This window comes from Serratia sp. S4 (assembly GCF_000347995.1).
Lineage (GTDB): Bacteria > Pseudomonadota > Gammaproteobacteria > Enterobacterales > Enterobacteriaceae > Serratia > Serratia quinivorans.
This window is the reverse complement of the sequence record NZ_KB661120.1, coordinates 3,630,399-3,642,705: the sequence shown is the minus strand read 5'-3', so window position 1 is coordinate 3,642,705 and position 12,307 is coordinate 3,630,399. Positions and strand designations below refer to the sequence as shown.

11 protein-coding genes are annotated in these 12,307 nt (G+C 56.5%); all 11 read left to right on the top strand.

Annotated elements, in window-relative coordinates:
• Positions 1-288: 288 nt before the first annotated feature.
• Complete coding sequence (locus SERS4_RS0117670) at positions 289-729, top strand: NADH-quinone oxidoreductase subunit A (protein WP_012146022.1); 441 nt, start codon at positions 289-291, stop codon at positions 727-729.
• Between the two features lie 23 nt (positions 730-752).
• Complete coding sequence (locus SERS4_RS0117665) at positions 753-1,427, top strand: NADH-quinone oxidoreductase subunit B family protein (protein WP_012146021.1); 675 nt, start codon at positions 753-755, stop codon at positions 1,425-1,427.
• Positions 1,428-1,522: 95 nt separating this feature from the next.
• Entirely contained in the window at positions 1,523-3,319 is a 1,797-nt protein-coding gene (nuoC, locus tag SERS4_RS0117660; RefSeq protein WP_012146020.1) for an NADH-quinone oxidoreductase subunit C/D, read from the top strand.
• Between the two features lie 2 nt (positions 3,320-3,321).
• A complete protein-coding gene (gene nuoE / locus SERS4_RS0117655) occupies positions 3,322-3,873 on the top strand; it encodes an NADH-quinone oxidoreductase subunit NuoE (RefSeq protein WP_012146019.1) in 552 nt (183 codons plus the stop codon).
• A complete protein-coding gene (gene nuoF / locus SERS4_RS0117650) occupies positions 3,870-5,222 on the top strand; it encodes an NADH-quinone oxidoreductase subunit NuoF (protein WP_012146018.1) in 1,353 nt (450 codons plus the stop codon). The genes nuoE and nuoF overlap by 4 nt, the downstream gene beginning before the upstream one ends.
• A gap of 79 nt (positions 5,223-5,301) precedes the next feature.
• The gene (gene nuoG, locus SERS4_RS0117645; RefSeq protein WP_037410742.1) at positions 5,302-8,040 is read left to right on the top strand and encodes an NADH-quinone oxidoreductase subunit NuoG; all 2,739 of its coding nucleotides are present in this window, start codon (positions 5,302-5,304) and stop codon (positions 8,038-8,040) included.
• Positions 8,037-9,014: an NADH-quinone oxidoreductase subunit NuoH gene (gene nuoH, locus SERS4_RS0117640; RefSeq protein ID WP_012146016.1), complete on the top strand. Its 978-nt coding sequence runs from the start codon at positions 8,037-8,039 to the stop codon at positions 9,012-9,014. Before nuoG ends, nuoH begins: the two co-directional genes overlap by 4 nt.
• Positions 9,015-9,028: 14 nt before the next feature.
• Positions 9,029-9,571, top strand: coding sequence for an NADH-quinone oxidoreductase subunit NuoI (gene nuoI / locus SERS4_RS0117635; protein ID WP_004947256.1), 543 nt, complete (start codon positions 9,029-9,031; stop codon positions 9,569-9,571).
• 13 nt (positions 9,572-9,584) lie between these two features.
• Positions 9,585-10,145, top strand: a complete 561-nt coding sequence (gene nuoJ / locus SERS4_RS0117630) for an NADH-quinone oxidoreductase subunit J (protein WP_017893489.1) — start codon at positions 9,585-9,587, stop codon at positions 10,143-10,145.
• Positions 10,142-10,444, top strand: coding sequence for an NADH-quinone oxidoreductase subunit NuoK (nuoK, locus tag SERS4_RS0117625; RefSeq protein WP_012146014.1), 303 nt, complete (start codon positions 10,142-10,144; stop codon positions 10,442-10,444). The genes nuoJ and nuoK overlap by 4 nt, the downstream gene beginning before the upstream one ends.
• Complete coding sequence (nuoL, locus tag SERS4_RS0117620; protein ID WP_012146013.1) at positions 10,441-12,288, top strand: NADH-quinone oxidoreductase subunit L; 1,848 nt, start codon at positions 10,441-10,443, stop codon at positions 12,286-12,288. Before nuoK ends, nuoL begins: the two co-directional genes overlap by 4 nt.
• Positions 12,289-12,307: the final 19 nt, after the last annotated feature.

Here is a 12,307-nt window from a genome sequence, read left to right as displayed (position 1 = left end):
TCTATCTGTTTCTACACATCAATTAACTGACACGATTTAGCCTAAGCCGGTCGCATCAAATGTTAATTAAATGATGAGTATGTAAACTAGTGTGTAGATACTTTTGTCAAAGTTGACAAAAGGTTATAGAAAGGAGTAAAAAGCCCACAGTAAAACGCTGGCTAACTTGCTGTAATAGCAGTTTGTTTGTGTGGTTTATTTATCCTTCCCTTAAATCGATGTGGTGCACTAACTGCCAGAAACAAGAGCAGAGCGATCGACGCCACTTTTGATGAGTAAGCATAGAGTATGTCAACAACCACTGAAGTTATCGCTCATCACTGGGCGTTCGCCGTATTTTTTGTCGTGGCAATCGGGCTTTGCTGTTTAATGCTGATGGGCGCGTTCTTCCTGGGTGGGAGAGCCCGTGCGCGCGCCAAACATACCCCGTTTGAATCAGGCATCGACTCGGTCGGCACGGCGCGCATGCGTCTGTCCGCCAAGTTCTACCTGGTCGCCATGTTCTTCGTTATTTTCGATGTTGAAGCCTTGTACCTTTACGCCTGGTCGGTCTCCATACGTGAGAGCGGTTGGGTAGGCTTCATCGAAGCCGCCATTTTCATTTTGGTGTTATTGGCTGGGCTGGTTTATCTGGTGCGTATTGGCGCATTGGATTGGACTCCGGTGCGCTCCAGGCGCCAGAGCAAGCCAGGCACAATCAAAAACGCCACCAACAGTCACCCGCAGTAGTCGGTTAAAAACGAGGCATTAAGATGGACTATACGCTCACCCGCATAGACCCGAACGGTGAGAACGACCGTTACCCCCTGCAAAAACAGGAGGTCGTCGCCGATCCCCTGGATCAACAGGTTCACCGCACGGTTTACATGGGTAAACTCGAACATGCATTGCATGACATGGTGAACTGGGGGCGTAAAAACTCTATTTGGCCGTATAACTTCGGTCTTTCGTGCTGCTACGTGGAGATGGTGACGTCGTTTACCGCCGTTCACGACGTGGCCCGCTTTGGTGCTGAAGTTCTGCGTGCATCGCCACGTCAGGCAGACCTGATGGTGGTGGCCGGTACCTGCTTTACCAAGATGGCCCCGGTTATTCAGCGTCTGTACGAACAGATGCTGGAGCCAAAATGGGTGATCTCCATGGGTGCCTGCGCCAACTCCGGCGGCATGTACGATATTTATTCCGTGGTACAGGGCGTGGACAAGTTCCTGCCGGTCGACGTGTACATTCCTGGTTGCCCACCGCGCCCGGAAGCTTACATGCAGGCACTGATGCTGTTGCAGGAATCTATTGGCAAAGAACGCCGCCCTCTGTCCTGGGTTGTCGGCGATCAGGGTGTTTACCGCGCCAACATGCAGTCTGAAAGAGAGCGTAAACACGGCGAGCGTATCGCGGTGACCAACCTTCGGACGCCTGACGAGATTTAAGACGTTCATTTAACGTCCATCTTAGTGCGCTATTGGTTAACACAGCGAAAAGTGAACTTGCGGCGAAATAACCCTTCAGTGTGGTGAAAAAAATTATGACAGATTCAACGACGCACGACGCATTGCCGGCCTGGCAAACCAGAGATCACCTTGACGACCCGGTGATTGGCGAACTGCGCAACCGTTTTGGGCCGGAAGCCTTTACTGTTCAGCCCACCCGTACCGGAATGCCCGTGGTATGGGTCAAACCTGACCAGTTACTGGAAGTAATGACGTTTTTGAGAAAACAGCCGAAGCCTTACGTCATGCTGTTCGATCTGCATGGCGTGGACGAGCGTCTTCGCACCCACCGCGACGGTTTGCCGGCTGCGGATTTTTCTGTTTTCTATCATCTGATTTCTATCGAACGCAACCGCGACATCATGCTGAAAGTGGCGCTGTCTGAAAAAGACCTGCACGTGCCCACAGCGACCAAGGTTTTCCCTAATGCCAACTGGTATGAGCGTGAAACCTGGGAAATGTTCGGTATTACCTTCGACGGCCACCCGCACCTGTCGCGCATCATGATGCCGCAAACCTGGGAAGGCCACCCGCTGCGTAAAGACTACCCGGCACGCGCCACCGAGTTCGATCCCTTTGTGTTGACCAAACAGAAAGAAGATCTGGAAATGGAAGCGCTGACCTTCAAACCGGAAGACTGGGGCATGAAGCGCGGCACCGAGAACGAGGACTTCATGTTCCTTAACCTCGGCCCGAACCACCCGTCTGCGCACGGTGCATTCCGTATCATTCTGCAGCTGGATGGCGAAGAGATTGTCGACTGCGTACCGGATATCGGTTACCACCACCGTGGCGCCGAGAAGATGGGCGAGCGTCAGTCCTGGCACAGCTACATTCCGTACACCGACCGTATCGAGTACCTCGGCGGCTGCGTGAACGAAATGCCTTACGTGCTGGCGGTTGAGAAACTGGCCGGTATCAAGGTGCCGGATCGCGTTGATACCATCCGCGTGATGCTGTCCGAACTGTTCCGTATCAACAGCCACCTGCTGTACATCAGTACGTTCATTCAGGACGTCGGCGCCATGACCCCGGTGTTCTTCGCCTTTACCGACCGTCAGAAAATCTACGATCTGGTTGAAGCGATTACCGGTTTCCGTATGCACCCGGCCTGGTTCCGTATTGGCGGTGTCGCACACGACCTGCCGCGCGGTTGGGACCGTCTGTTGCGCGAGTTCCTTGAGTGGATGCCAAAACGTCTGGATTCCTACGTCAAGGCTGCGTTGAAGAACAGCATCCTGAAGGGTCGTTCCGTCGGCGTGGCATCCTACAATGCTAAAGAAGCGTTGGAGTGGGGCGTCACTGGTGCAGGCCTGCGCGCCACCGGTATCGAGTTCGATGTGCGTAAATGGCGTCCGTATTCCGGCTATGAGAATTTCGACTTCGAAGTTCCGGTCGGTGACGGCAACAGCGACTGCTACACCCGCGTAATGCTGAAGGTGGAAGAGCTGCGTCAGAGCCTGCGCATTCTCGAACAGTGCCTGAACAACATGCCGGAAGGCCCGTTCAAGGCCGATCACCCGCTGACCACGCCGCCGCCGAAAGAGCGCACGCTGCAGCACATTGAAACGCTGATCACCCACTTCCTGCAGGTTTCCTGGGGCCCGGTGATGCCAGCCAACGAATCATTCCAGATGATTGAAGCCACAAAAGGGATCAACAGCTACTACCTGACCAGCGACGGCAGCACCATGAGCTATCGCACCCGGGTACGTACGCCAAGCTTTGCGCACCTGCAGCAAATCCCAGCGGTAATCCGTGGCAGCCTGGTCTCCGACCTGATCGTCTATCTGGGTAGTATCGATTTTGTAATGTCAGATGTGGACCGCTAACTATGCATGATCAAAAAGACAATCACGCGAATAACCAAGCGCTTGAACCTATCAATGCGGCCGCTCCCCAGAGCGGCGTTGATGCATTTGAGCTGAGTGCGGAAGAACGTGATGCGATCGAGCACGAAAAGCACCATTACGAGGATCCACGCGCTGCCTCCATTGAAGCACTGAAAATTGTGCAGAAGCAGCGTGGCTGGGTTCCGGATGGGGCGATTCATGCCATCGCGGAGCTGCTGGGCATTCCTGCCAGCGACGTAGAAGGCGTGGCCACGTTCTACAGCCAGATTTTCCGTCAGCCAGTAGGGCGCCACGTGATCCGTTATTGTGACAGCGTTGTTTGTCACATCACCGGTTATCAGGGCATTCAGGCCGCCATTGAGAAGAAGCTGAGCATCAAACCGGGTCAAACCACCTTTGATGGCCGTTTCACTCTGCTGCCAACCTGCTGCCTGGGCAACTGCGATAAAGGGCCAACCATGATGATTGATGAGGACACTCACAGTCAGCTGAAGCCTGAAGATATCGAGACGCTACTGGAGCAGTATCAATGATTAAAGACATTGTACGCACTCCCGAAATGCACCCGCTGACCTGGCGGCTGCGCGATGACAAACAGCCGGTTTGGCTGGATGAATATCGCAGCAAGAACGGCTATGCCGGTGCTGAAAAGGCGATTAAAGGCCTGGCTCCGGACGAGATCGTCACCCTGGTGAAAGACGCCGGGCTGAAAGGTCGCGGCGGTGCAGGTTTCTCCACCGGTCTGAAGTGGAGCCTGATGCCGAAAGACGAATCCATGAACATCCGTTACCTGCTGTGTAACGCCGATGAAATGGAGCCGGGCACCTATAAAGACCGCTTGCTGATGGAGCAACTGCCGCACCTGTTGGTGGAAGGCATGCTGATCTCGGCGTTCGCGCTGAAGGCTTATCGCGGCTACATCTTCCTGCGCGGTGAGTACATCGAAGCTGCGGTGCATTTGCGCCGTGCGATTGCCGAAGCCACCGAAGCCGGTTATTTGGGCAAGAACATCATGGGCAGCGGCTTCGACTTCGAGCTGATTGTTCATACCGGTGCCGGTCGTTACATCTGTGGCGAAGAAACCGCCCTGATCAACTCGCTGGAAGGCCGCCGTGCCAACCCGCGTTCCAAGCCACCTTTCCCGGCTTCCTCCGGCGTTTGGGGCAAACCGACCTGCGTCAATAACGTAGAAACCCTGTGTAACGTTCCGGCGATCTTGGCGAACGGCGTTGAGTGGTACAAGGGGATCTCCGCCGGCAAGAGTAACGATGCCGGTACCAAACTGATGGGCTTCTCCGGCCGGGTGAAAAACCCAGGCGTTTGGGAGCTGCCGTTTGGTACCACCGCACGTGAAATTCTGGAAGATTACGCCGGTGGCATGCGTGACGGTCTGCGTTTCAAAGCCTGGCAGCCAGGCGGCGCGGGCACCGACTTCCTGACCGCCGATCACCTCGATCTGCCGATGGACTTCGAGAGCATCGGTAAAGCCGGCAGCCGTCTCGGTACTGCACTGGCGATGGCAGTAGACCACGAGATTGGCATGGTTCCGCTGGTGCGCAACCTGGAAGAGTTTTTCTCTCGCGAGTCCTGCGGCTGGTGTACGCCATGCCGTGACGGTCTGCCGTGGAGCGTGAAGATCCTGCGTGCGCTGGAAAACGGCGAAGGGCAGCCGGGGGATATCGAAACCCTTGAGCAGCTGTGCCGTTCTCTCGGCCCGGGCAAAACCTTCTGCGCCCACGCGCCAGGTGCCGTAGAGCCACTGCAAAGCGCAATTAAATATTTCCGTGAAGAGTTCGAAGCGGGCATCAAAGTGAAGCACTTCAGCAACGCGCATGCGATTGGCGGTATTCAGGCCAATAATCTGCTGAAGCAACGCTGGTAAGCCGACTCGCCCCGACGACACGGCCAGAATTTTTGATTAACGCCTGCCGCAAGGCAGGCCACTTGGAAGCATGCTGACTATGGCTACGATTCATGTAGACGGCAAAGAATACGACGTAGATGGGGCCGACAACCTGCTGCAGGCTTGTCTCTCCCTCGGGCTCGATATTCCTTACTTTTGCTGGCATCCGGCGCTGGGAAGCGTCGGCGCTTGCCGCCAATGTGCGGTAAAGCAATACCAAAACGCGGAAGATACGCGTGGCCGTTTGGTGATGTCTTGTATGACACCGGCATCCGATGGAACCTTTATTTCCATCGACGATGGCGAAGCCAAACAGTTCCGCGAAAGCGTGGTTGAGTGGTTGATGACCAACCACCCGCACGACTGTCCGGTATGTGAAGAAGGCGGTAACTGTCACCTGCAGGATATGACAGTAATGACCGGCCACAGCTTCCGTAAATACCGTTTCAGTAAGCGTACTCACAACAATCAGGAGCTGGGGCCGTTTATCTCGCATGAGATGAACCGCTGTATCGCCTGCTACCGTTGCGTGCGCTACTACAAGGATTATGCGGACGGCACCGACTTCGGTGTTTACGGCGCGCACGACAACGTCTACTTCGGACGCGTCGAGAGCGGCACGCTGGAAAGTGAGTTCTCCGGTAACCTGGTGGAAGTGTGCCCGACCGGCGTGTTCACCGACAAAACCCACTCCGAGCGCTATAACCGTAAGTGGGACATGCAGTTTGCACCGAGCATCTGCCAGCAGTGCAGCATCGGCTGTAACACCAGCCCGGGCGAGCGCTATGGCGAACTGCGTCGTATCGAAAACCGGTATAACGGCAGCGTGAACCACTACTTCCTGTGTGATCGCGGCCGCTTCGGTTATGGCTACGTGAACCAGAAAGATCGTCCACGTCAGCCACAGCAACTGCGTGGCGACGACTGGATCACCCTGAACGCCGAGCAGGCGATGCAGGGCGCGGCGGACATCCTGCGTCAGGCGAAGAAAACCATCGGCATTGGCTCACCACGCGCCAGCCTGGAAAGTAACTTCGCACTGCGTGATTTGGTGGGTGCCGAGAACTTCTATACCGGTATCTCGCAGGCCGAACAGGGCCGTCTGGATCTGATGCTGAACGTGCTGCAAAACAGTGGCGTTCACACGCCTGCGCTGCGCGAAATCGAAGGCTATGACGCCGTGCTGGTGTTGGGTGAAGACTTGACCCAGACCGGCGCACGTATTGCCCTGTCTGTACGTCAGGCAGTGAAGGGCAAGGCTCGTGCCATGGCTGCGGCCCAACGCGTTGCCGACTGGCAGATTGCTGCGGTGCAGAACATTGGCCAGCACGCCAAACACCCGTTGTTCGTTACCAACGTGGATAACACCCGTCTGGACGATATCGCGGCATGGAACTACCGCGCACCGGTGGATGAGCAGGCGCGCTTCGGCTTCGCTATCGCCCATGCGCTGGACAACGCGGCTCCGGCAGTCAACGATTTGGCTGACGGCCTGAACAAGAAAGTCGATATCATCGTGCAGGCGCTGACCGACGCGCGTAAACCGTTGATCATCACCGGCAGCAACGCTGGTAGCGAAGCCATCATCGAAGCGGCGGCCAACATCGCCAAGGCGCTGAAGGATCGCGGTTCTGACGTCGGCATCACCTTCGTAGCCAGCGCCGCCAACAGCATCGGTTTGTCGATGATCGGCGGCGGTTCGCTCGATCAGGCGCTGATCCAGTTGGAAAGCGGCGAAGCCGACACGGCCATCGTGATGGAAAACGATCTCTACCGGCATGCGCCGGCGGCGAAAGTGGACGCTGCACTGGCCAAGGTCAGTAACCTGATCGTGGTCGATCATCAGCGTACCGCCATCATGGATAAAGCTAATCTGATCCTGTCGGCGGCCAGCTTCGCGGAAAGCGACGGTACTCTGGTCAATCAGGAAGGCCGCGCTCAGCGTTTCTTCCAGGTTTACGATCCGGCGTACTACGACGACGCGAAGAAAGACGTTTACACCGTAATGCTGGAAAGCTGGCGTTGGATGCACTCGCTGCATTCCACCTATACCAGCCGCCACGTGGACTGGACGCAGCTTGATCATGTGATCGAAGCCTGTGTCACCGCGTTGCCGCAGTTGCAGGGCATTGTCGATGCTGCACCGGACGCGAGTTTCCGTATCCGCGGTCAGAAACTGGCGCGTTCTCCGATTCGCTCCAGTGGCCGTACGGCGATGCGCGCCAATATCAGCGTGCACGAACCGCGTCAGCCGCAGGATAAAGACACCATGTTCGCCTTCTCAATGGAAGGGAACAACAGCCCGTTCGCTGACCGCCAGCAGATCCCATTTGCCTGGGCACCAGGTTGGAACTCACCGCAAGCATGGAACAAGTTCCAGGCCGAAGTGGGCGGCAAGCTGCGTCATGGCGATCCGGGCGTGCGTTTGATCGAAGCGGGGGAGGGCAAGCTGGGTTACTTCGACCGCGTGCCTGCCGCCTTTGGTCAACAGCAAGGCTGGCGTGTCGCGCCGTATTACCACCTGTTCGGCAGTGATGAAATGTCACAGCGTTCCGGGGTGATTCAGCAGCGCATGCCGGAGGCCTATGTGATGGTCAATCCGACCGATGCGGCTGCGCTGGGCGTCAATGCCGGTGCGCTGGTGGAATTCAGCTGTGCGGGCCAGACCTTGCGTCTGCCGGTGCGTCTGAGTGAAACCCTGACCCAGGGCCAGGTGGGCTTACCGCTCGGCTTGCCAGGGATCTCGCCGGTACTGGTGGGTGCAACGGTTGAAAATCTGCGGGAGGCAACACGATGAGCTGGTTTACCCCTGAGGTGATCGACATTCTGATCTCCATTGTTAAAGCGGTAGTGATCCTGCTGGTCGTAGTCACCTGTGGGGCATTCATGAGCTTCGGCGAACGCCGTTTGCTCGGCTTGTTCCAGAACCGTTATGGACCGAACCGTGTCGGCTGGGGTGGCTCACTGCAACTGGTCGCCGACATGATCAAAATGTTCTTCAAGGAAGACTGGGTACCGAAATTCTCCGACCGGGTGATCTTTACCCTGGCGCCGATGATCGCCTTTACTTCCTTGTTGCTGGCATTTGCCATCGTCCCGGTCAGTCCGACCTGGGCGGTGTCTGACCTCAACATCGGTATTTTGTTCTTCCTGATGATGGCCGGCCTGGCGGTTTACGCCGTGCTGTTTGCCGGCTGGTCGAGCAACAACAAATACTCGCTGTTGGGGGCGATGCGTGCTTCTGCGCAAACCCTGAGCTACGAAGTGTTCATCGGCCTGTCGTTGATGGGTGTGGTGGCGCAGGCGGACTCCTTCAACATGCAGGCGATCGTTGAATCTCAGGCGCACATGTGGAACGTCATCCCGCAATTCTTTGGTTTCATTACCTTTGCGATTGCCGGCGTGGCGGTGTGTCACCGTCACCCGTTTGACCAACCGGAAGCCGAACAGGAACTGGCTGACGGTTACCACATTGAATATTCCGGCATGAAGTTCGGTCTGTTCTTCGTGGGTGAATACATAGGTATCGTCACCGTTTCTGCCCTGATTGTGACGTTGTTCTTCGGTGGCTGGCAGGGTCCTTTCCTACCGCCATTCGTCTGGTTCGCGCTGAAAACGGCTTTCTTCATGATGATGTTCATACTGATTCGTGCTGCTCTGCCACGTCCGCGCTATGACCAGGTGATGTCCTTCGGCTGGAAAGTGTGTCTGCCGTTGACGCTGCTGAACCTGCTGGCGACTGCCGCAGTCATTTTGTACAACGCTCAATAAGGGGTGAATAAACCATGACATTGAAAGAGTTATTGGTTGGTTTCGGCACCCAGGTGCGCAGTATTTGGATGATAGGCCTGCACGCCTTCGCCAAACGCGAAACCCAGATGTATCCGGAAGAACCGGTTTACCTGCCGCCGCGCTACCGTGGCCGCATCGTGCTGACGCGCGATCCGGACGGCGAAGAGCGCTGCGTGGCTTGTAACCTGTGTGCGGTTGCCTGCCCGGTGGGCTGTATCTCGCTGCAAAAAGCAGAACAGAAAGATGGCCGTTGGTATCCGGAGTTCTTCCGCATCAACTTCTCGCGCTGCATTTTCTGCGGCCTGTGCGAAGAAGCTTGCCCAACTACCGCCATTCAGCTGACGCCGGATTTCGAAATGGGTGAGTTCAAGCGCCAGGATCTGGTGTACGAAAAAGAAGATCTGTTGATCTCGGGGCCGGGTAAATATCCGGAATATAACTTCTACCGGATGGCCGGTATGGCGATTGACGGCAAAGCCAAGGGCGAAGCCGAAAACGAAGCCAAACCGATCGACGTCAAAGGTCTGTTGCCTTAAGGAGCCAGCAAGCATGGAAATTGCCTTTTATCTGGCAGGTTTTATTGCGGTGATCGCGACAATTCGCGTGATCTCGCATACCAATCCTGTGCATGCGTTGCTGTATCTGATCGTCTCGTTACTGGCGATCTCTGCAGTCTTTTTCTCACTCGGTGCCTACTTCGCCGCGGCATTGGAAATCATCGTCTACGCCGGTGCCATCATGGTGCTGTTCGTGTTCGTGGTGATGATGTTGAACCTCGGCAACGCGGTGCAGCAACAAGAGCGCGATTGGCTCAAACCGTCGGTGTGGATCGGCCCTGGCATCTTGTCGCTGGCGCTGTTGGTGGTGCTGATTGTTGCTATCCGCAGCGTGTCCGATCAGGGCATCAGCGGTGAGATGGTTGACGCTAAAGCGGTGGGGATCAGCCTGTTTGGTCCTTACGTTCTGGCGGTTGAGCTGGCTTCAATGCTGCTGTTGGCAGGTCTGGTTGTTGCCTTCCACATTGGCCGTGAGCACAAACCGGGTGAGGTGTTGAGCAACGCCCCGGCCGGTGGCGAAATGGCGAGAAGAAAATCGGAGGAGCAAGCATGATCCCTCTTCAACATGGCCTGATCCTGGCGGCAATTCTGTTCGTCCTGGGTCTGACCGGGTTGCTGGTGCGTCGCAATCTGCTGTTTATGCTGATCAGTCTGGAAGTGATGATTAACGCCGCAGCACTGGCGTTTATCGTGGCGGGCAGCTACTGGGGCCAACCGGACGGGCAGGTGATGTATATCCTGGCGATCAGCCTGGCAGCCGCCGAGGCCAGTATTGGTCTGGCATTGCTGCTGCAGCTTTACCGTCGTCGTCATACCCTGAATATTGATACTGTCAGTGAGATGCGCGGATGAACCTATTATATTTAACTATTCTGCTACCGCTGATCGGGTTCCTGCTGTTGGCCTTCTCCCGAGGCCGCTGGTCTGAGAACACCTCGGCAATCGTCGGCGTAGGCTCTATCGGCCTGGCTGCTCTGGTCACGGTCCACGTGGGTATGGACTTCTTCGCCCAGAAAGCCACGGGTGTGCAGCTGTTTGAGCAAAACCTGTGGAACTGGATGAGCGTCGGTAATTTCAATATCGGTGTGACCCTGACGCTGGACGGCCTGTCGCTGACCATGCTGTCAGTGGTGACCGGCGTGGGCTTCTTCATCCACATGTTCGCTTCCTGGTACATGCGCGGTGAAGAGGGTTACTCACGCTTCTTCGCGTACACCAACCTGTTTATCGCCAGCATGGTGGTATTGGTACTGGCAGACAACCTGTTGCTGCTGTACCTGGGTTGGGAAGGCGTGGGCCTGTGCAGCTACCTGTTGATCGGTTTCTATTACAAGGATCCGGCCAACGGTGCGGCGGCAATGAAAGCCTTCATCGTGACCCGCGTCGGTGACGTGTTCCTGGCATTTGCGCTGTTCATCCTCTACAACGAGCTGGGCACGCTGAACATCCGCGAACTGATGATCCTGGCACCGCAAAAACTGGCGGTCGGCGATACGGCGATCACCTGGGCTACGTTGATGTTGCTGGGTGGTGCGGTCGGTAAATCGGCGCAGTTGCCGTTGCAGACCTGGCTGGCAGACGCGATGGCGGGTCCAACCCCGGTTTCTGCACTGATCCACGCAGCAACCATGGTGACCGCGGGCGTTTACCTGATTGCCCGTACTCACGGCCTGTTCCTGATGGCGCCGGAAGTGCTGCATCTGGTGGGCATTATCGGGGCGGTGACCCTGGTGCTGGCCGGCTTTGCCGCGCTGGTGCAAACCGATATCAAGCGCGTGCTTGCCTACTCCACCATGAGCCAGATTGGCTACATGTTCCTGGCGTTGGGCGTGCAGGCGTGGGATGCGGCTATCTTCCACCTGATGACCCATGCGTTCTTCAAGGCGCTGCTGTTCCTCTCCTCCGGTTCGGTGATCCTGGCCTGTCATCACGAGCAGAACATCTTCAAGATGGGCGGCCTGCGCAAGAGCATTCCGCTGGTTTACGTCTGCTTCCTGGTGGGTGGCGCTGCGCTGTCGGCACTGCCGCTGATCACCGCAGGCTTCTTCAGTAAGGATGAGATCCTGGCCGGTGCGATGGCTAACGGTCACATCAACCTGATGATTGCCGGTCTGGTCGGTGCGTTCATGACCTCGCTGTACACCTTCCGTATGATTTTCATCGTGTTCCATGGCGAAGAGAAAATCAAAGCGCATGCCGGTAAAGGCATCACTCACCACCTGCCGCTGTTGGTTCTGCTGGTGCTGTCCACCTTCGTTGGCGCGATGATCGTTCCGCCATTGCAGGGCGTACTGCCAGACACCACCGAGCTGGCGCACGGTAGCGTGCTGCAACTGGAGATTACCTCCGGCGTAGTGGCTATTGTCGGCATCCTGCTGGCGGCGGCGCTGTGGCTGGGCAAACGTAGCCTGGTGACCCGCATTGCCAATAGCGCACCGGGGCGTTTCTTCTCGACCTGGTGGTTCCATGCCTGGGGCTTCGACTGGCTGTACGACAAAGTGTTCGTCAAGCCGTACCTGGGTATTGCGAAGTTGCTGCAGCGTGATCCGCTGAACTCGATGATGAATCTGCCGGCCATCTTCTCCCGCTGGGGGAACCGTGGTCTGACAGTGAGCGAGAACGGTCAGGTGCGTTGGTATATAGCGTCTATGGGTGTGGGTGCAGTGGTCGTATTGGCTCTGTTGATTCTGGTTTAATTGAATAATTTAAACAGAC